The sequence below is a fragment of the uncultured Proteiniphilum sp. genome (genome assembly GCF_937873925.1).
Classification (GTDB): Bacteria; Bacteroidota; Bacteroidia; order Bacteroidales; family Dysgonomonadaceae; genus Proteiniphilum.
Window position 1 is genome coordinate 1 of record NZ_CALNAT010000086.1, and the last position, 20,440, is coordinate 20,440.

Sequence of the window (20,440 nt, forward strand, 5' to 3'; positions counted from 1 at the left end):
TGCTTTCAAGAACGAAGAAATATCAAATACATGCGGCACGGCCAAACTGTTTTGCATCCCAATCCGCGTATCATTAACCCAAACGGTAGATTCCCAATGGGGGCGTTCCAAAGTCAATAAAACAGTTTTTTCCTTCCATTCAGCCGGTATGGATATTTCTTTCCGGTACCATGCGGCACCGGTATATTCTTTTTCGGGTTGAAGCCAGAATGGGAACCGTACATTCGCAGAGTCAACATAAGGGGCATAATTCGGGTCTTTATACCATTCCGGATTCTGAATTCCCCCGGTCCATTTAGTTTGAAACGTTACATCGTTTCCCTTGCCGTTTTCGGCCATTGAACCGGGCAGAATTATCGTTTCAGATAAACTCTTCTCAAACCATCTTTCATCTATTCCATGATCCTCCGGATCCGTTTGAAACTGCCATTCACCTGATAGGTCAATTTTTTCAATCTTATGTTTTTGACATGATAAAATCAAAAATAGAAGAGAGACCAATATTAAAATTTCTTTCCTCATCGTGAAACACAATTAGTATAATTTATTGATTTAAATACACTCATCGTTCCCTGGTAATTCATATCCAGTTCCAATACTTTTTCCATAGATACATAAGCTTTTTCCTTTTCACCTAATCCTAACCATCCCAACGCCATTACATTATGGCAATGTATGCGGTTGCGTTTATTCAGGTCTTCTTCCCAAATCGCCAGATCAGGAAGGGATACCGCAAAATATTCGATTTTGCAATTGTCATTCATGTGCTTTTCTCCATGTGCAATTAATTTTTTAAAACGTTCCTGTGCTTTTTCTTCATTACCCAGCTCCCTCCAGGCCAATCCCTGGAAATAGATCTTATCGGGATTCTCATCATTGTAATAGAATGCCTGTTTGGGTTCATCGGGGCCTTTGGTTGCTTTTGTAAACCATTCAACCGCCTTCTCTTTATCTTTTAACCCCCTGTAACAAACACCCTTATAATATTCCACATCATTCTCATTTACCGTACTTAATTTGCCTTCTCCCAAATTATGGGGATAGACATCCGTTTCGTTCAATAATTCCAATGCGAGGTTGTAATTTTTCTCTTCGATGGCTTGTCTGGCCAACTGAATCCGGCAATAGGTATACTGGAAGGTTATCTTTCCTTCCCCTCCTTCCCATGGATGGAAATTCCGGCCAGCACACAATGCTTTAGCCGTTTCATATTCGCCTAATTGATTGTATAATGCGATACGTTCTATAAACAGGTCGTCGCGTTGTTCCACCAGGGCCATATGCTCTTCCAGAACTTTAAGGCGTTCTGCAGGCGCATAATTCAATTTCTTATACAACTGGTCCAGTTCCATCAGTATGCGGGGATCTTTGTCGTCTAAAGAAAATGCTTTTTCAAGTAATTGCAGGGCCTGCTCCTTCTTATCCGCTTTATTATAATATGCCAGCGCCAGATTCCTTAATACGGTAGGAAATCCGTCATTGATCCCGATTGCCTTTTCCCAACATTCGATCGCTTCCTTATATTGCCGCTTTGCATACCAGAAATTCCCCAGATAGTACAGCGCTTTAAAATCCTTTGGATTCACCGTAAGAGCATGTTGAAGGATGACAACCTCTTCCAGCCGGTTGGGAAAACATTTATCGGGCGATAACCCGAATGCCTTATTATAGATATCCTTTGCTTCCTTTCCTTTACCAGCTTGCGACAGGAAAAATCCCAATGCGTACCGGCTCATAGGATAGGAACCGGCTTCCGTTTGTATGGACCATTCCAACAGTTTAACCGCTTCATCGTATAATCCCGCGGCTGCAAAATCCAGCGCATATTCGATATAGCTGTGCGGGTTACCTTGCAAAAGTTCCACAATTTCCCTTTTCAACTCCTCTTTTTCCGTAAAAAGATATTCCTCGAAAAGGCATCCCACATTAAACCGGTCGATCTCCAACGATGTCTCTATCCATTGTAAGGCAGCATCTGCTTTTCCCTTTTTACGCAATAGGGAAGCTTTCAACTGGCGCGCTTTGTGATTGTGCCAGTTGCAAAGCAGGCTCTGTTCAATATTTTCCAGCGCTACATCCCAATTTCCGCGTGTACAATCTATCTGCGCAATTGAAAAATAGGCAGGATCTTTCCAGGCCGCATTCCAGGCCGACTTAAAAAAGGCACTGTAAGCTTCGTCGGGCTTTGATTGCAATTTCAGGCAACATCCCAGGTTGTAGTAAGGCTCACCGTCATAAGGATTTGGATTTCGCTTAGTCAATGTTTCTATCGCCTTTTCAAAATAGGGTTGAGCCTGTTTGAATTGTCCCCTTCTCATTAAAAGAAGGCCGAGGGCATTGTTACAGCGCACGTCTCCCGGATCGCGCGAAAGCGCTTCTTCGTAATAATCGACAGGATTGAATGTGGCATGCCGGTATTGTTCCAGATGGAGGCCTGTAAGATAAAGTTGCTCGATGAGAGGTATATTTTTCGGATCGTCAGCAGCTTCGGCAGCCGGAGGCACTGAACTGTCCGTTTCTTTTCCGGTATTGCATCTCAGCAGCTCACCTCCATCAACCGTCGAAATAGTCAGCACAATATCCTCCCTGTTTTCATTGTCCAGTTTGACTGTTTTTTTAAAAGGAATTTCAGGGGAAAGTGCCGTTTTTTCACTCCATAAGACGCTGCCGGACCCATTTTTCAATGAGATCGTAACCTCTTGCATCTTTGACGTGCCATATACAATCACAGTGGCCGTTTCTCCGTCCACTTCAACACTGGCAATTACATCTTTTGTTGCATTTTTTACGTTACCAACCTCCGCATAAGGCATAAAATACTGCGTCCAGGATTTCTCTTCATAAGGTTGTAACCAGCTGAAGTCTGGTTGATTATCGGTATACACACCCGTCATTAACTCGATATATGGCCCGTCTTCATCCGTCAGGTTCCGTTCCCACGCCTTTCCGAAATCTCCATTACCCCAGGTCCACTGTTTTTTCCCGGGGGAGATATGGTGATTGGCCACATGCAGCAATCCCATATTTGATTTTTCATTATATCCGCCCACAAAATCGTATTCCGATTGTATCGCCATATAAGATGTCGGAACCGGAATATTTGCATATCTGGATATATCGATACCCTCCGAATAGTCATGTTTATAATATATTCCGGTCGCTATAGGAAACGAGGATACATCTCTTTTCCCATGGTCAAAGACCGCATTTACATCGGGCGGGAAAACCGATTTGTAGGCATTATCGACAGCCACCGCAGGATTGGCCCACCAGAGGAAAGTCTGGGAAAATGGCGTTCTGTTATACACCTTCGTCCTGATTTCGATATATGCCTTGTCCGGGTAGAGTGTAATACCATGCATCCCTTTCAACCGGAACATACGTTCCACTTCATTGCACCATACCGTCTTACTTCCATCCGCATGTTCTTCTATCATACATTCGGTAGGATAAAAGGTGCTGGGACGATGATGTTGCGGCCAGTTAAATTCTATGCCTCCGGATATCCACGGACCGGTTAAGCCCACTAAGGCCGGTTTGATCACCTGGTTATAATAAAAAATATGAGCCTTTCTTATTTTGTCGTAAGCCATCTGAATACGCCCTCCCAACTCAGGTAAGATCATCACCTTTATATATTTGTTCTCAATAAAGAGGGCCTTATAGATTTTATTCTTTTTTTCATCCTTGATTTTTTCAATTACCGGATAAGGATATACCACCCCCGAACTTCCCTGGTAAACTCTTTTTTCTAAAAAAACCGGATTTTTTTCCTCTTCCCCCACTTCATAAGTAGGCAGAGAGATATTTTCCATCCATGTTTTTACAACATGAGGGTTGTCGACGGTTGATTGAATCAAATAATTCGTCACTTCTTCCATTTCAAAAATTGCTTCAAAAAATTTTTATTGCGTTCTACTGTTCGTAATTATCTCTTCGATCTCTTCCAATGTTTTTCCTTTGGTCTCCGGAAGATTCACTTTTATGAACAGGAAACCAGCCATGCAGATAAACCCGTATAGCCAGAATGTTCCATAGGCGCCCAATGAACTGTTCAACAGGGGAAAAGTATAAGTAAGGACAAAGCTGGCGCTCCAAAGGGCGAAAGTCGAGACTGCCATCCCTTTGGCCCTTATCCTTGTGGGGAAAATTTCAGAAATGACGATCCATGTAACCGGAGCAAGCGTCATGGCATAACATGCAATGCCCAATACAACAAGTATCAGCATAATGACCCCTTCGAGCCGGAAATAGTAACCTGCTCCCAATACAATATAAATTGCCGACAATCCGATTGTCCCCATGAGCATCAGCGAACGCCTGCCCAATCTATCGACGGTGTACATACCCACGAATGTGAAGATGACATTCACAACTCCCGTCACAACAATATTGAACAGCATGTCAGATACGCTATATCCGGCTGCCGTGAAAATTTCCTGTGCATAGTTGAATACAACATTAATACCGCACCATTGCTGTAAGATGGCTATCACGATGCCCACGATCGCAATTCTGAACGCTTTTCCCCTGAAGAGAGCCGATAACTTTACTTTTTCAGTGGTTTTCAGCGCTGCTTTTTGCACTTCTTCCACCAGTTGAACTGCATATTTCCTGTTGACTATTTTAGAGAAAATATCGGTAGCTTTATCATATTTTGTTTTCGAGATTAACCACCGGGGACTTTCAGGAATAATATAGGTAAGGACGAGGTACACAATCGCGGGGAAAGCGGGAGCCCAGAACATCCATCTCCAGCCGACCTGCCCGTTCCAGGAATTGAGAATATCCTCACCGGGTATAACCGGTCTTGCGATCAACCAATTTACAATTTGAGCGGATAATATTCCTAAGACAATGGCTAACTGATATACAGCCACAAACCGTCCTCTTACTGAAGGAGGTGATATTTCAGAAAGGTACATCGGAGAAATATTCGAGGCAATCCCGATGCCCACACCGCTAATTATCCTGAACAGGATAAACGTGTCGATCGTTTGAGCCGCACCCGTCCCGAACGCCGACAAGGCAAAGATGACAGCCGCCAGGATCATCATAAATCTTCTGCCGTATCTATCGGATAATCCGCCGGAAATGACCACTCCTATCAGGCATCCCAGGAGCGCACTGCTCATTACCCACCCCTGAAGCCGGGGAATATCCGCTATTGAAAAGTAAATTTCGTAAAACGCTTTCGCACCCCCTATGACTACCCAATCGTAACCAAACAGATATCCGCCCATTCCGGCGATCAACGAAATCAGGATCAGGTATCGACTATTCACATTGTTTTTCTCACTGTACATGGCTCATTTTTTATTTTTACAAATGTAATTGAATAAAAAATGATTAAAATGTATTATTTTTTGCATTAAATGTAATAAATAACTATTTTTGATAATAATTTAACAATATATCAGGCAGATACCGGCAATCATGTAAAATATCAATATATAAATGTAAAATATCATGGCAGAAAAAATAGCAGACGGATTCAAAAACGAGAAAGCGATCATCCTTCCTTATAATGTGCGTGATTACCTGAAGATCAATAATGTCACCAGGCATTTGCATGTAACACATATCGGGTACTATCCTGAGGCAAAATATCATTTCAGGGAAAGAAAGAATGGTGCAGGCCAAAATATACTTATTTATTGTGAAAGCGGTAAAGGATGGATAATATATAACGGTGAAAAAATATATTTAGACAGAAATCAGGTATTCATCTTACCCGAGAATGAAGCACATGCCTACGGAGCGGATACACATGATCCATGGAGCATTTATTGGATCCATTTCCAAGGTGAAGAAACAGATCTATTCTCTTCCATCATAGGTAAGAAAACGGATACCGACGATTCACACAGCAGCCGGCCGCGAGACAGAATCATTCTGTTCGAAGAAATGTTTCAAAATCTTGAAATGGGATATAATCCTGAAAATCTGGAGTATGTCAGCTATTGCCTCTCCTATTTCCTTGCGTCCATTAAATATGTAACGCAATTCAGGGAGATCAAGAATGTAAAAGAGATGGATGTGGTACAGAAAAGTATCCTTTTTATGAAAAACAATCTGGAAGAAAATGTCGAACTGGAAGAAATAGCGCACTATGTGGGATATTCCCCGTCACATTTTGGGAATATATTTCTGAAAAAGACCTCCTATACCCCCATGGGATACTATAATCAGCTTAAAATCCAGAGGGCCTGCTCATATCTTCAATTTTCCGACTTAAAGATCAAAGAAATAGCTTTTCGATTAGGGTACTATGATCCCTTTCATTTTTCCAAAGCATTCAAAAAAGAGACCCGTTTAACACCCAAAGAATACAGGAGAAAATATAATCCATGATAACAGATTAATCCTGACAGGGAAACATTTCCCTGTCAGGACAATACATTTATTTTCGGTTTATAAACCTATGAAGGAACAGGAGAGTCTTACCCTCTCTGATATTTTGAGAAATCGGTATTGAGCATACTGCCGGTCTCGCGCAAGGCGTGGTGGAAGGCAAAACAGGCATAGAGATCCTGCGGGATATGCCCCTTCACACCGCGGTTGAGATACTCATGCAACAGCGGGCGATAATCGGGATGGGCGCACTTTTCGATAATCTCTTCGGCACGCTTCCATGGCCCTTTTCCCCGCAGATCAGCCACACCATATTCCGACACTATAATTTTCACCGAGTGCTCGTTATGGTCCTCATGCGTCACTTTGGGCACGATGCAGCTGATGGCGCCGTTCTTGGCGGTGGAAGGGGTCAGGAATACCGAGAGGTAGGAGTTGCGGGTGAAATCTCCCGACCCGCCGATGCCGTTCATCATCTTCGTCCCGTTCACATGGGTGGAGTTCACATTGCCAAAGATATCCACTTCTATGGCGGTATTCAGGGCGATGATACCGAGCCTGCGCGCCAGCCCCGGGTTATTGGATATCTCCGAAGGGCGCAATACCAGTTTGTTCTTGAAGAAATCGAGATCATTATAGAACTGGTGAAGCACTTCGTTGCTCACGGTGAGCGAGCAACCGCTGGCGAAAGATATATTCCCCTTCTGCATCATATCGATCACCGCATCCTGGATCACCTCGGTATATACCTCAAAGCGGGGAATCTCCGGATTGCTCCCCATAGCGGCGAGCACAGCATTGGCTATATTCCCCACGCCGGATTGGATAGGCAGGAAATGGGGCGGTATCCGTTTCGCGTTCATCTCGGAAACAAAAAAATTGGCCACGTTCTCGCCGATCCGGGCCGTCACTTCGTCCACGGGCGCAAAACCGCCTCCTTCTCCGTCTCTTTCCGTTTCAACCACGAAGATCTTTTTGGGATCCACTTTGACATAATCGAGCCCCACCCGGTTCTGTACCTCATAGATCGGTATTTCGCGCCGCTTTGGGGGATCCTGCAGTTCATATATATCGTGAAGACCGCGCAGTTTCGAAGGGACCTTTTTATTCAGCTCTACGATGACGATATCTGCCAGCCGACAAATAGTAGGAGTAATACCTACAGCAGTTGTCGGTACAATCTCCCCTTTTTCGGTTACCTGACAGGCCTCTATAATAGCCACATTTATTTTACCGAAAAAACCGTAACGAATCTCCTGGGCCAGTTGAGAGAGATGAAGATCGAAAAAATCGAACTCGCTCCTGTTGAGCGCTTCCCGTGTATCTTTGTTGGTTTGATAAGGTGTGCGGAATTTGATTGCTTTCGCGCGGGTAAGTGCACCGTCTATGGAGTCGCCGGTGGATGCTCCTGTGAAAATGCCGATCTTGAAAGGATTACCTTTGGCATGTTCTGCCTCCGCTCTTTTAGCAATCTCCACCGGCACCACTTTGGGGCAACCGGCATGAGTAAAACCGCTGAAGCCTACGTTATCGTCATGTTGCACAAGTGCCGCAGCCTCTTCAGCGCTAATAAATTGTAATGCCATAAATAAATAAAATATTTTGTGTATTTAGATGAAAAATCGATATGATCTTAATACTTTCTCTGCATGATCTCCCCGTAAATCAGACCTTTTTTGAGTTCTTCACGGCCTGTATCATCCCTTAGATCCTTGAGCAACGGATGCAGGGATCTCTTTACTTTTTCTTCCCCGGCATTCTCAGGTGCATCAATAGAATCCGGGTCTTTCTCATAAAAAGAATTCACATCATAATCAAAAGTATAACCCGGGTGGGAAGACTGTTTATCGTGAATAGATACCAGATCGAGTGAAGACCGGAATTCCCGGTGAACATCCTTACCCGAATAAGTAACCGGCACAGGTGGGGGTGTGGTTTTATACTCCCTGTCGCGCGATTGCGGAGGTGTGGTTTTTTGCTCTTCATTAAAAAAGGGACGGGACTCCGCTTCCGATTGCTTCTGCTGATTCTTTTTTTTACGGGAATCATTAAAAAAACCCAATATCATAAAAAATACCAGAAGGATAAAATAAATAATATCACCAAACTCCATATTTTGATTAATTTTGCAACCGGACAAAAATAGTGATTTTTTCTGAATTTGAGGCTATCTGGTGAATATAAAAAATCGAGAGCGACTTCACAGTCACTCTCGAACAATTAACCAAAACCTTAACTATGAAAAAATTTTTATTTTTCCTTGTGGCAAAGTTAGTATAAGAAAAGGAATATTGCAACTTTTCTGTCGATAATTTGACATTTTAACTTTTCCCGGAGTTTTACGATATATATCACAGTTTACAAATAAGTTATGAATCCGAACGGACTGAAAGATAAAAAACTATTCATAGAGACTTACGGCTGTCAAATGAACGTGGCGGACACGGAAGTGGTTGCTTCGATCATGGAGATGGATGGTTACAGCCTCACTGACAACGACCGCGATGCAGATGCCATTTTCGTAAACACCTGTTCCATCAGGGACAACGCCGAGCAGCGGGTGGTACAGCGACTGGAATATTTCAACGCACTGAAAAGAAAACGGAAAGAACCCCTTATCGTGGGAGTGTTGGGATGTATGGCCGAGAGGGTAAAATCCGACCTGATCGACGATCATAATGTCGATCTTGTGGTAGGACCCGATGCCTATCTGGACCTTCCCAACTTGGTTGGAGCGGCGGAGAGGGGCGAGAAAGCCATCAATATCGAACTTTCCAAAACAGAGACCTATAAAGATGTGATTCCCTTGAAAATGAACGGGAGCAACATCTCCGGATATATCTCCATTATGCGCGGATGCGACAAATTCTGCACCTACTGCATTGTACCTTTTACCCGCGGGCGCGAACGCAGCCGTGAACCGGAAAGCATCCTTAATGAGTTGCACGACATGCGCGAAAAAGGATTCAGGGAGGTTACCCTGCTGGGGCAGAATGTAAACTCCTATCGTTTTACGGACCACGACAGAAAGACTGACTTCCCTGCCCTGCTGGCTATGGTAGCGGAAGCCGCCCCCGGGATGAGGATTCGTTTTACCACATCACACCCGAGGGATATGACCGACGAGACACTGGAGACCATTGCAGGATACAAAAATCTCTGCAACTATATCCACCTTCCCGTACAATCGGGAAGCTCCAGGATGATGAAGCTGATGAACAGAAGATACGACAGGGAGTGGTATATGGACAGGATTGCCGCTATTAAACGGATCATCCCCAGTTGCGGCCTCTCTACCGACATCATGTGCGGCTTCCATTCCGAAACGGAAGAAGACCATAGGGAGACGCTCTCCCTGATGCGGGAAGCGGGATTCGACTCGGCCTTCATGTTCAAATATTCGGAACGCCCGGGCACATACGCCGCTAAAAGATTAGAGGACAATGTCCCCGAAGAGGTCAAAAGCAGGCGGTTGCAGGAGATCATCGATCTCCAGATGGAGTTGTCGCGGCAAAGCAACGAAAAAGACCTGGGTAAAGAATTCGAGGTGCTGACAGAGGGCTTCTCCAAACGTTCGCGGGAACAGCTTTTCGGCCGTACCGACCAGAACAAGGTAGTTATTTTCGACAAGAAAAAACACCGCATCGGGGAGTTTGTAAAGGTGAAAATAACCGGCTCCACATCCGCTACATTGCTGGGCGAATCATTGTGCGTGGAATAATACCGTATCCCACAAATCGTGGTTTCGAAAAACAATTTTGCCGGTAAAGTGTTTTATCTAATAAAAAGACGCACAACAGTCTGCTAACTGAGGTGCGTGAGTATTGAAACAATTAAACGCAAAAATTATGAAATCAGAAGCAAAACTATTATTAGGTTTAGGGATCGGCGTTGCTCTCGGAGCGGCCGTAGGTTATATTATGGGCACCGATAGAAAGGAAGAGTGGCTGGAGCAGGCCAATGAATTTGCAGATAAGGTAAGGGCCAACGTAAAGTCCGCTATCTACAAGGGAAAAAGTGAAGTCCATGATTTAAAGGAGGATATAGATGACATTGCCGAAATAGCAAAGAAAGAATTGGCAAAACAATAGTATCATATCCTTTAACCTATCAAAACGATGGAAGAGAAAAAAGTAAGTACGCTGTTCGAAGAAATGAGAGATGATGTCTCAAACTACATCTCCAGTTCGCTTGAGCTCGGAAAACTGGAAGTGTATGAGAAAGTCAGCTTAGGTTCATCGGCAATCAGCTATAGCCTGATAGTGGCGGGAATCGCCCTTATAGCGCTTTTTTTCCTACTGGTGACGGCAGCCCTGTACCTTGGTGAATTGCTTCAGAACCCTTGGGCGGGGTTTGGCATTATTGCCGCATTTGTCATTTTGGTGTTGCTGATCATGCTGCTTTTAAAAAAGTATTTCAGGAAAAAAATCACCAACGGGGTTGTACGCTTTCTGATGGCACAGGATGATAAGGATGATAAAAAAAGTGACAAATGAGTACCTACAAATTAACTCCGATAGAGGAACTGCGGTTAGAAAAGAAACGATTGCGCGAGGAACGTACCATTGCCAGCCAACGGCTGTCATATGAACTGCAGTATCTGAACGACAATTGGGGAACGATGCTCACCAAGGGCATAGCTTCCTCGGTAAAAACCAAACTGGCCGAAACGGTAGACCATTTGTCGAGCGGCTCTTCCTTTTCCGTCACACCTTTTGTGACAAAGAGAGCCAATCCCTGGCTGAACCTGGCCCTGTCGAACCTTCCGCTTATCGGCTCTGTCTCATGGAAAGTAGCCAAACCGGCACTTATCGCCTTTGCAATCCGAAAGGCCTCCTCCATGCTATTCGGTAGGAAAAGAAAAAAAATTAAATAGTGGATCGGTGGACGGTGCTTACACCGTCCACTTTTGCTATTTTGGCGCAGAGTTGATTCACCTCTTCCGCGCTATGCACATGTATGTTGAATACCCCTTCGAATATCCCGTCATTGGAAGACACCTTTACACTCTGAATGTTAACCCCCACATCTTCGGCCAGTTTGGCCAGGATAGTACCCAATATCCCCACCCTGTCTATTCCCGTAAAAACAATAGATGCCAAAAAGGAATACTGGCGGTAATCGCCCCATTCCACAGCAATGATCCGGTCGCCAAAATTGGATTTCAATTTTAACCCGGTCTGACAGGAACGTTTATGTACCTCCACCTCTTCCTTCTCCGTGATATATCCGAATACGTCGTCACCCGAAAGCGGATTACAGCAGGAGGGAACGATAAAGTTCTTACGGAAATTGTTTTCGGTAAGCCGAAAAACAGTCTTTCGGTCAATCTTTTCCTTCTCTGCGGGCGACTCTTCCGGTATAACGGGCGTCACCGGCTCTTTTTGTCCGTCCTTGACATTTTTCGGGTCGGAAGGCGCTTTTTTAATGGCGTTCATTGCCTGTTTCATATAGCGGACGAACAGATTGTCCTGTTTCTCCGGCTCGATCTTCATCCTGAAGAAGGCTTCTTTGTTTGAAGGGAGTGAGACCTCGCTATTACCGATAAGATAGTAGAGGTCGTCCTTGTTTTCGGCTCTGTAGACGTGGAGTATCTTATTGAAGACAGTATTATCGATAGCCTCGTGCTCAAACAGTTCTTCGAGCATATTCTGACCTTTCTCCGTGATCCGGCGGCGCTGTCGCCGCAACGATGCTTCAATTTTGGTACGCGCCTTGGCGGTCGTCACGAAATTGAGCCATTCCGGCTGCGGGTCGACCGATTGTGAGGTTAGTATCTCCACCTGGTCGCCGCTGCTCAACTTCTGGCTGAGCGGAGCCAGCGTGTGGTTCACCTTGGCGCCTAAGCAATGATCCCCTACCCGGGTATGGATGGTATAGGCAAAATCGAGTGCCGTAGCCCCTTGCGGAAGGGTCTTTATTTCTCCTTTAGGAGTAAATACGAAAATCTCGGACGAGAAAAGATTCATCTTTACCGTATCCAGAAAGTCGATAGCATTGGGATTAGGGTTGGCCAGCACCTCCTGAATGGTCTTCAACCATTTATCGAGTTCATTATCCTCCTCAATCCTGTTTTCCTTATACTTCCAGTGGGCGGCAAACCCTTTTTCGGCAATATCATCCATCCGGCGGCTCCGGATTTGTATTTCAATCCATTTCCCGTCGGGCCCCATCACCGTCAGGTGAAGCGCCTGATAACCGTTGGCCTTGGGATGGCTCACCCAGTCCCGGATACGGTCGGGACGAAGTTTGTAGATATCCGTAATGGCAGAGTAGATATCCCAGCACTGCTTTTTTTCATCTATCCCGGGATGCAGTTCAAAAATAATACGCACGGCAAACAGGTCGTACACCTCCGAAAACTCAATCCCTTTGGTTTGCATCTTGTTCCAGATGGAGTAGACCGATTTCACCCGCGCCCGCATTTCATACTCCATATCCATCTTATCGAGCGCCTTCACTACGGGAACGGCAAAATTTTCATAGATCTTGTTCCGCTCAGGCGCCGTCTCTTCAATTTTTTGTGTCAGGTCGGCATAAGTCTCGGGATACTCATATTTAAAACAGAGTTCCTCCAGTTCGGTCTTGATAGCAAAAAGCCCCAGCCGGTGCGCCAATGGAGCATAGATATACAGCGTTTCTCCGGTTATCTTGTACTGTTTGGCGAGTATCATGGAGGATAGCGTGCGCATATTATGCAGCCTGTCGGCGATCTTGATAAGGATCACACGGATATCATCGGACATGGTCAGCAGCAGTTTCCTGAAATTCTCTGCCTGTGCCGACACATTCTCGCCAAACATACCCTGCGATATTTTTGTGAGACCATCCACAATCTGTGCGATCTTCTCGCCAAACAACGCACGGATATCCTCTACGGTATAATCGGTATCTTCTACCACATCGTGCAGCAGAGAGGCAGAAATGGAGGTGGAACCCAGCCCCATCTCTTTAGATACAATACGGGCTACCGCCAGCGGATGCATGATATAAGGTTCGCCCGAACGCCGGCGTGCACCTTTGTGCGCCTCTTTCGCCATATTGTACGCCCGGGTGATGATATCCACTTTCCGCCGGTGATTCGAGTTCAGATAATCGTTCAGGAGGGCCTGAAATTCATTCTCGATCATCTGATCTTCTGCCATCAGTTTTTCTTCATCGCTCATACTTTTAATTGACCCTGTTTTTGTTTCTCCGTTTAATCGGGATTTCCTGTCAAACCGAAATTTATTCATCTACCGGACGCGGAAAACCGAATAAAGCCCCAAAGTCCTGCTTTAACGAACGAAATTACAAATAAATCCAAAAAGAATATCTATTCAGCCGGTTATTTTTGTTAGGAGGGAATATACTGCATGTTAAAAACGGCCGAGAATAGTCCTTCCTGAACAAAACTATCTTATCTTTGTCTCCTCATTCAACAGGGGGTGCCCAAATAACGGGCTGAGATCATACCCAAATCACCTGATCCGGGTAATGCCGGCGGAGGGAAAACAGAGTTCACACATCCGTGACTTTTCTGGTATACATCTTTACAAATCCCCTTTTTTATTTCACTAACTAATGATAGATAAAGCCATAAGGGCTTGCCCTATCTTAAAAATTTATGTAAATGAAAAAGGTTTTTTTATTACCGGCGATTTTATTGACACTGGCCGGTCAGTTTATGGCGAAAAGTTCGCCGGTTCCGCAGGGCACATCGCATGTATACGTTGCCATAACAGAGTCGGACGGGCAAAACGAGCCTGTTGCTCCGGGTGATAGCCTTAGCCAAATCCAACTGGAAGAGGTGATCGTGTCCGGAATGCGCGCCGGACGCAATACACCGGTATCGTACTCCAATATCTCTGCTTCGGATATTAAAAAACAGAACGCAGCACGGAATATCCCGGCTATCCTGCAGACCTCCCCGTCGATTGTCTCTTTCACGGAAGACGGCCTAGGTGTGGGCAATACCTACTTCAGGATCAGAGGAACCGACGCCACCCGTATCAATGTAACACTCAACGGGATGCCGCTGAACAACCCCGAAACGCAGGAAGTGTTCTGGGTAAACCTGCCGGACCTTTCCAACTCGCTGCAAAACATACAGGTACAACGGGGGGTGGGGACCTCCACCAACGGAGCGGGGGCTTTTGGTGCCTCCATCTCACTCCAAACCACGGGAGCACGCTCCGAAGCGTACGGTGAGGCGTCAACGGCCGTAGGGAGTTACGGCACATTCTTATCGAATATTGCCGGCGGCACCGGCATCCTGGAAAACGGACTGTCGTTCGACGCCCGCTTTTCACGCGTGCTGGGCAACGGGTATATAAGGAACGGAAAAGTGAATCATACCAACTTTTATGCTGCCTTGTCCCACTATACCGATAAGCAACTGCTTCGTCTGAGCTACCTGAAAGGGATACAGCATACCGGCATCACTTGGGAAGGAGTCTCCACGGAACAGATGCAGGACGAGGAGTACGGGCGGCGTTACAACCCCGCGGGAGAATATTACGACGAGGCCGGCAACCGGCTCTATTACGACAATGAGACGGACAACTACTATTCCGATATTGTGCAGCTCACCCTCACCAGGGAGTTGAGCCGGCGGCTCGTACTGAACGCGGGATTAAGCTACAACCACGGTTACGGCTACTATGAGAATTACAGGGAAGACAACGACTTCGCCGATTTCGGATTAAATCCGCAAACGGTCGAGGGTGTTACCTACAGTAACACCGATTTCATACGCCGCAAACTGATGAAGAATGATTTTTATGTGGCTAACCTCGGCTTCAATTACACAAAGAACGCCCTGGAACTCACCTTTGGGGGAATGTACAGTTTCTACGACGGGGATCATTACGGTAGGCTTCCCTGGACAAAACATTCGGAAAACATACCCGAAGACTATGAGTGGTATCGGAATGTAGGTGAAAAATCGGAAGTAAACCTCTTCACCAAAGCGGAATATCAACCGAATGAAAAACTGTCGCTTTTCGGCGACCTGCAATACCGGTACATCACTTACCGTTTCAGCGGAATAGATGATGATCTGATGGACCTGACGAGCAAATTCAATTATAACTTCGTGAACCCCAAAGCAGGCCTTTCGTTCCGGTTGAACGAGCGCAACAGGTTCTACGCTTCGGCGGCGGTGGGGCAACGGGAGCCACTCCGAACCGACCTGAAAGACGGGATAAAAAAGAATGCCGTGAATCCAATCAAACCGGAACGGATGATCGACTATGAGCTGGGATACCGCTACCAGAGGACGAACGGGATCGGGTTAGGGGCGAATCTCTATTATATGGATTACCATAACCAGATGGTACAGACCGGAAAACTCAACGATGTGGGATATAAATTAATGGAGAACGTAAAGGACAGCTATCGGGCAGGGATCGAACTGGAAGCGGCCGTTCCGTTTTTTAACGATAAATTCCGCTTCGACGCCAATGCTACGTTCAGCCGTAACAAGATTAACCACTATACGGCCTATTTCGATCTGTATGATAATCCCACCGACTATAATCCGATACACATCGACAACGACCCGGAAAAGCCGCAGGAACAGATTCCCCAAGAGTTTGAATCGACAAATATTTCCTTCTCACCCGATCTTATCGGCATGATAGGGCTGACCTACCAGCCCGTGACGGATTTTTACGTGAACCTGACAGGGAAATATGTAAGCAAGCAGTATCTCGACAATACGTCAGACGATGCAAAGTCGATCCCTTCCTATTTTGTGAGCCACTTTTCGGCCGGCTATACATTTAAGAAATCGGCGATGGGCACCTTCAACCTGCAGATCTTCGTAAACAACCTTTTCAACAGGGAGTATGTGGCCAACGGATGGGCCGGCACCGATGCGTTCGAAGATGCCGGTACGATCAATTATGTGGGATTCTATCCGCAGGCGACACGCAATTATATGGCACGGCTTACGTTAAGCTTCTAAAGCATTACAGACAACAGAACGGAATTCTCCTCCGGAAAACGGGAGAATCCGTTTCCCTTTATACAAAAATAAACAATGCAGACCATTGAAATCATCGGCGCCGCCATCGGGCTACTCTATTTGTATCTTGAATACAAGGCCAGCAAATGGTTGTGGCCCGTGGGTGTACTGATGCCCATTGTCTATGTATGGATTTTCTTCCAGAGTAAATTCTATGCCGACATGGGCATCAACGTGTATTACTTCTTCGCCAGTATATATGGCTGGACGCAATGGACAAGACACCGGTCGGAAGATTCGGACCTACCGGTCAGCCACACGCCCCGGCGCTATATCCTCCCGCTTTCGGTTATCGGGATGGCGCTTTTTGCTGTTATCGCCTTTCTCCTGATCCGCTTCACCGACAGCCCTGTAGCCTACGGGGACAGTTTTACCACGGCGCTGAGTATTCTCGGCATGTGGTTGCTGGCCCATAAATATGTGGAACAATGGTGGTTCTGGTTTTTCGTGAATATTGTTTCCTGCGGACTCTACGTGTGGAAAGGGCTCTACCCTACCTCCGCTCTTTTCGCGATCTATTCGGTGATTTCGGTGTTCGGTTATTTCAAATGGAAGCGTATGATGAAAGACGAAACGGCAGAGCAGCCTTAGTCCACAATGGCTTCGGTCAGTTCGTCGAGGGAGAATCCTGCAAAATATTGGGAAGTATCGAGTTGTGACAATACATTCCTCACCTCCACGGAAGTATATTTCACCCCTTTTAGCACTTCTTCGGGCACGCTAAGGTCGCTGTTTTTACCGAAAAAAGTGCCGTAAAAACGTATCCCTTTTATCTTTCCGTTTCCGATATTGAGAAAGGTCTGTATCCGTCCGGCCGGATAACGTTTTTCACGTACAACTTCCGCCACCGGGTTATGGCCGTAAGTCCAATCCCAGTTACCGAATTTTTCCTGAAGGGTCTTCTCAATCTCTGATTTTTCAGTTTCACTAAAATGATACTCTTTCATTTCGGGGAACTTCCGTTTCATCTGCTCCAGTATTTTATCTGCAAACTCATGGACGGTGATCTTTTCCGGAAGATTGGGCAGGATATTATCCACACGGCTGCGAACCGATTTTACCCCTTTGAAATCGACCGTCTCGTTGGATACTTCCAGGGCTTTGGCGAGAACGGTCAGATCGGTATCGAACAGCAGGCAGCCATGGTGCATAACGCGGTTACCGGCATATGCCTGCGCATTTCCGCAGATCTTTTTCCCGTCAATGGTAATATCGTTCCTGCCGGAAAACTCAGCCTTCGCCCCAAGTCCGCCCAGCGTTTCGATGACCGGTTGTGAGAAAGTCCTGAAATCGAAATCATTCTCTCCTTCCTCTTCATTGGAGATAATGGTATAATTCAGATTGTTCAGGTCGTGATATACGGCTCCGCCTCCTGTAATACGCCGCACCACATGGATCCCGTTTTCCTCTACAAACCGGGCATTGATCTCGGCCAGTGTGTTCTGATGTTTACCCACAATAATGGCCGGCTCGTTGATCCAAAGAATAAAAATCTTATCGAACTGTTTCAACTCTTTAAAGCAGAACTCTTCTAACGCGATGTTATAAGCAGGGTTAGTGCTCTTATTGACAATGTATATCATAGGACAAAAGGATAGCGGGTTCCGGCCATCTTTCTGCCGGAACCCGCAACAACTGTATGAAATTTAGTTACTTCTTCTTTTTGGGTATATGTACCGCTTCGCCCAATATATCGGCAAAGGCCTCGAACAACGCTTCGGAATAGGTGGGATGCCCGTAGATGGTCTTTATCACTTCATCTACCGTAATCTCCATTTCCATGATCAGCGACGCCTGGGTAATGATCTCCGCGGCGGAAGGGCCGATAATATGCACACCCAGCACTTCGCCGTAGCGGTTATCGGCGATCACCTTCACGAAGCCGTGCGCTTCGCTCGACGCCAGGGCACGCCCGTTGGCGGCAAAACTGAACCGTCCGATGCGTATATCGTCATACTTAGCACGCGCTTCCTCTTCAGTCAGACCGACCATGGCTACCTCGGGAGAGGTATAGACCACTGAAGGCGCCGAAAGCAGTTTAATGGTACGCTCATTTCCTTTCACCGCGTTCTCGGCAGCCACTTCACCCATACGGAAAGCTACGTGGGCAAGCATCTTGATCCCGTTTACATCGCCGGGCGCATAGATACCTTTCACGCTCGTCTCCATGTATTTGTCCACCTTTATCTTGCCCCGTTCGGTTTCAAACTTCACCTCTCCCACTCCTTCGAGATCGGGTACGCGCCCGATGGAGAGCAATGCCTTGTCGGCAATCACCGACTCTTTCCCGTCGATCTTGATCTCCAGCTTATCGCCTTTATCGACGATCTCGGTAATACGGGCAGACGTGATCACCGTCATCCCTTTCTTCTTGATCAGCTTGGTCAGTTCGGCGGAGACTTCATGGTCGAGGGGCGGCACAATGCGGTCCATCATCTCGATGATGGTCACTTTGGAACCGAGTCCGGCAAAAGATTGTCCCATTTCGGTACCGATCACGCCACCCCCGATAACCGCCAATGTTTCGGGTACCTCTTTGATGGCAAGGAGATCGTCACTGGTGAGCACCTTCTCATTATCGATACCGGGGATGTTGATCCGGGATGCTTTGGATCCGCCCGCCAATATGATCTTGTCGGCCTTGATGATCTGCGAATCGTTGACTACCACATCCTTATTCTTGTTGATCTTACCTACACCCTGGTAAATATCCACGCCGTTGCTTTTGAGAAGCGCTTCAACACCGCTTGTCAGCTTTTTCACCACGCTGTTCTTGAACTCCTGCACCTTCTCCATATCCACTTTGATCTGTGAACTGTCGATGAGGATCCCTCTTTTGGATGCTTCGCGGATATGTTCGATGATCTCGGCATTCTTCAAATATGCTTTGGTGGGGATACATCCCACGTTCAAACAGGTGCCGCCAAACTCGCCTTTCTCCACAATGGCGACCCTGGCCCCCAGTTGTGCCGCTTTAATGGCGGCCACATACCCTGCAGGACCTCCCCCTATCACGGCCACGTGGTAGTTATCTTCAAGGCGGATCATCCTTTTATCCTCTTCGCTCTCCTGTTCTCCCGTATCTTCGATCACTTCCGGCATCAGTGTGTCAACCGATTCGTTCTCGGCCCCGATATAGCCGATCACCTCGGTTACAGGCACGGTATCACCATCAGGGTGTACGATTTTCAGCAGGATACCCGATGCCTCCGCTTCGAGTTCCATACTTGTCTTGTCGGTCATGATCTCGAGAATGACCTCCCCTTCGGTGACGGGATCGCCCTCTTTCTTCAACCATTTTACTATTTGCCCTTCGGTCATGTCTATACCTGCTTTGGGCATGATTATTTCAAAAGCCATATATCTGTTTTTTTGTATTTCCTATCATTGGCCAGGGCTTCACAGAAACTCGGGTATTCGGAACGGAAATTACCGGTCCTGAACCCGCCAAACGTCAAACCATAAGCCTAAAACCTTCAGTCGCTATTTTCCACCATTTAAATTAATAAAATGATCGGATCTTCCATCAATGCCTTCAGATCGGTCATGAATTTCGCTGCCGTCAGTCCGTCGATAACGCGGTGATCGCTGGTAAGGCTCATCTTCATGATGGGCCGCACAACCGCTTCGCTATTCACCGGCACAAGTTTCTCCTTTGTAGAGGCGACACTCAAAATGGCCGCGTTCGGCTGGTTGATGATGGCAGTGAACTCATCTACGGCATACATCCCCAGATTACTGATAGTAAATGTACTACCGGCTTGCTCATCGGGCAACAGTTTCTTCGAGAAACTGCGTTCCGTCAAATCTTTCAATGCGACCACGAATTCACTGAGTAACATCTTATCGGCTCCTTTCACCACCGGCACCAGCAGTCCCTCTTCCAAACCAACCGCCATACCCAGGTTCACGTAGTTGTGAAAGGTCACCTCCGTTCCTTCCGCATTAAGGCTGGCATTGATATATTTGTGTCTCAGCAGCGTTTTTACCACTGCCATCGAGATAAGGTCGGTCACCGTAAGTTTCTTTCCGGTTTTCTCCTGTACCGGTTCGATAAGCCGTTTGCGTAACGCCAGC

16 protein-coding genes and 1 riboswitch are annotated in these 20,440 nt (G+C 46.4%); of the genes, 7 read left to right on the forward strand and 9 right to left on the reverse strand.

Features of this window, described 5'->3' with window-relative positions:
* The 3 genes from Q0502_RS06130 to Q0502_RS06140 form a co-directional block, all read right to left on the reverse strand.
* On the reverse strand, positions 1-522 hold a 522-nt coding region (locus Q0502_RS06130), incomplete at its 3' end, for a sugar-binding domain-containing protein (protein WP_366521771.1).
* Positions 519-3,881 carry a DUF5107 domain-containing protein gene (locus Q0502_RS06135; RefSeq protein WP_298648497.1) on the reverse strand — a complete coding sequence of 1,121 codons (3,363 nt, stop codon included), beginning with the start codon at positions 3,879-3,881 and terminating at the stop codon, positions 519-521. The genes Q0502_RS06130 and Q0502_RS06135, both read right to left, overlap by 4 nt.
* Positions 3,882-3,905: 24 nt before the next feature.
* Entirely contained in the window at positions 3,906-5,306 is a 1,401-nt protein-coding gene (locus Q0502_RS06140) for a sugar porter family MFS transporter (protein WP_298648499.1), read from the reverse strand.
* A gap of 163 nt (positions 5,307-5,469) precedes the next feature.
* Between Q0502_RS06140 and Q0502_RS06145 the strand changes: the two genes are divergently transcribed.
* A complete protein-coding gene (locus Q0502_RS06145) occupies positions 5,470-6,354 on the forward strand; it encodes a helix-turn-helix domain-containing protein (RefSeq protein ID WP_298648502.1) in 885 nt (294 codons plus the stop codon).
* An 89-nt stretch (positions 6,355-6,443) separates the two neighbouring features.
* Here Q0502_RS06145 and Q0502_RS06150 read toward each other — a convergent pair whose 3' ends face one another.
* Positions 6,444-7,940 carry a succinate CoA transferase gene (locus Q0502_RS06150; RefSeq protein WP_298648504.1) on the reverse strand — a complete coding sequence of 499 codons (1,497 nt, stop codon included), beginning with the start codon at positions 7,938-7,940 and terminating at the stop codon, positions 6,444-6,446.
* Positions 7,941-7,987: 47 nt separating this feature from the next.
* The gene (locus Q0502_RS06155; RefSeq protein ID WP_298648508.1) at positions 7,988-8,467 is read right to left on the reverse strand and encodes a hypothetical protein; all 480 of its coding nucleotides are present in this window, start codon (positions 8,465-8,467) and stop codon (positions 7,988-7,990) included.
* Positions 8,468-8,725: 258 nt separating this feature from the next.
* Between Q0502_RS06155 and miaB the strand changes: the two genes are divergently transcribed.
* From miaB to Q0502_RS06175, 4 genes are all read left to right on the forward strand, one after another.
* On the forward strand, positions 8,726-10,075 hold the full coding sequence (gene miaB / locus Q0502_RS06160) for a tRNA (N6-isopentenyl adenosine(37)-C2)-methylthiotransferase MiaB (protein ID WP_298648511.1): 1,350 nt from the start codon (positions 8,726-8,728) through the stop codon (positions 10,073-10,075).
* A gap of 127 nt (positions 10,076-10,202) precedes the next feature.
* A complete protein-coding gene (locus Q0502_RS06165; protein WP_298648514.1) occupies positions 10,203-10,445 on the forward strand; it encodes a YtxH domain-containing protein in 243 nt (80 codons plus the stop codon).
* 27 nt (positions 10,446-10,472) lie between these two features.
* The gene (locus tag Q0502_RS06170) at positions 10,473-10,850 is read left to right on the forward strand and encodes a phage holin family protein (RefSeq protein ID WP_298648516.1); all 378 of its coding nucleotides are present in this window, start codon (positions 10,473-10,475) and stop codon (positions 10,848-10,850) included.
* The gene (locus Q0502_RS06175; protein ID WP_298648518.1) at positions 10,847-11,230 is read left to right on the forward strand and encodes a hypothetical protein; all 384 of its coding nucleotides are present in this window, start codon (positions 10,847-10,849) and stop codon (positions 11,228-11,230) included. The genes Q0502_RS06170 and Q0502_RS06175 overlap by 4 nt, the downstream gene beginning before the upstream one ends.
* On the opposite strand, the gene Q0502_RS06180 is transcribed toward Q0502_RS06175, so the two are convergent.
* Positions 11,223-13,520: a RelA/SpoT family protein gene (locus Q0502_RS06180; protein WP_298648521.1), complete on the reverse strand. Its 2,298-nt coding sequence runs from the start codon at positions 13,518-13,520 to the stop codon at positions 11,223-11,225. The genes Q0502_RS06175 and Q0502_RS06180 overlap by 8 nt on opposite strands.
* A gap of 247 nt (positions 13,521-13,767) precedes the next feature.
* Positions 13,768-13,863: riboswitch (TPP riboswitch) on the forward strand.
* 103 nt (positions 13,864-13,966) lie between these two features.
* Here Q0502_RS06180 and Q0502_RS06185 point away from each other — a divergent pair.
* Entirely contained in the window at positions 13,967-16,303 is a 2,337-nt protein-coding gene (locus Q0502_RS06185; RefSeq protein WP_298648522.1) for a TonB-dependent receptor, read from the forward strand.
* A 75-nt stretch (positions 16,304-16,378) separates the two neighbouring features.
* On the forward strand, positions 16,379-16,954 hold the full coding sequence (gene pnuC, locus Q0502_RS06190; protein ID WP_298648525.1) for a nicotinamide riboside transporter PnuC: 576 nt from the start codon (positions 16,379-16,381) through the stop codon (positions 16,952-16,954).
* Here the strand turns inward: pnuC and Q0502_RS06195 are convergent.
* From Q0502_RS06195 to Q0502_RS06205, 3 genes are all read right to left on the reverse strand, one after another.
* Positions 16,951-17,946: a lipoate--protein ligase gene (locus Q0502_RS06195; RefSeq protein WP_298648527.1), complete on the reverse strand. Its 996-nt coding sequence runs from the start codon at positions 17,944-17,946 to the stop codon at positions 16,951-16,953. The two genes, pnuC and Q0502_RS06195, sit on opposite strands and share 4 nt — an antisense overlap.
* A 67-nt stretch (positions 17,947-18,013) precedes the next feature.
* On the reverse strand, positions 18,014-19,723 hold the full coding sequence (gene lpdA, locus Q0502_RS06200; protein ID WP_298648530.1) for a dihydrolipoyl dehydrogenase: 1,710 nt from the start codon (positions 19,721-19,723) through the stop codon (positions 18,014-18,016).
* Positions 19,724-19,860: 137 nt separating this feature from the next.
* Positions 19,861-20,440, reverse strand: a 580-nt coding sequence (locus Q0502_RS06205) for a 2-oxo acid dehydrogenase subunit E2 (protein ID WP_298648532.1), incomplete at its 5' end; no start/stop codon positions are given.

Excerpts from the sequence above, each read along its gene's own strand:
- Q0502_RS06135 (WP_298648497.1), bottom strand. The coding sequence starts at position 3,881 with ATGGAAGAAGTGACGAATTATTTGATTCAATCAACCGTCGACAACCCT.
- Q0502_RS06140 (WP_298648499.1), bottom strand. The coding sequence starts at position 5,306 with ATGTACAGTGAGAAAAACAATGTGAATAGTCGATACCTGATCCTGATT.
- Q0502_RS06145 (WP_298648502.1), top strand. The coding sequence starts at position 5,470 with ATGGCAGAAAAAATAGCAGACGGATTCAAAAACGAGAAAGCGATCATC.
- Q0502_RS06150 (WP_298648504.1), bottom strand. The coding sequence starts at position 7,940 with ATGGCATTACAATTTATTAGCGCTGAAGAGGCTGCGGCACTTGTGCAA.
- Q0502_RS06155 (WP_298648508.1), bottom strand. The coding sequence starts at position 8,467 with ATGGAGTTTGGTGATATTATTTATTTTATCCTTCTGGTATTTTTTATG.
- miaB (WP_298648511.1), top strand. The coding sequence starts at position 8,726 with ATGAATCCGAACGGACTGAAAGATAAAAAACTATTCATAGAGACTTAC.
- Q0502_RS06165 (WP_298648514.1), top strand. The coding sequence starts at position 10,203 with ATGAAATCAGAAGCAAAACTATTATTAGGTTTAGGGATCGGCGTTGCT.
- Q0502_RS06170 (WP_298648516.1), top strand. The coding sequence starts at position 10,473 with ATGGAAGAGAAAAAAGTAAGTACGCTGTTCGAAGAAATGAGAGATGAT.
- Q0502_RS06175 (WP_298648518.1), top strand. The coding sequence starts at position 10,847 with ATGAGTACCTACAAATTAACTCCGATAGAGGAACTGCGGTTAGAAAAG.
- Q0502_RS06180 (WP_298648521.1), bottom strand. The coding sequence starts at position 13,520 with ATGAGCGATGAAGAAAAACTGATGGCAGAAGATCAGATGATCGAGAAT.
- Q0502_RS06185 (WP_298648522.1), top strand. The coding sequence starts at position 13,967 with ATGAAAAAGGTTTTTTTATTACCGGCGATTTTATTGACACTGGCCGGT.
- pnuC (WP_298648525.1), top strand. The coding sequence starts at position 16,379 with ATGCAGACCATTGAAATCATCGGCGCCGCCATCGGGCTACTCTATTTG.
- Q0502_RS06195 (WP_298648527.1), bottom strand. The coding sequence starts at position 17,946 with ATGATATACATTGTCAATAAGAGCACTAACCCTGCTTATAACATCGCG.
- lpdA (WP_298648530.1), bottom strand. The coding sequence starts at position 19,723 with ATGGCTTTTGAAATAATCATGCCCAAAGCAGGTATAGACATGACCGAA.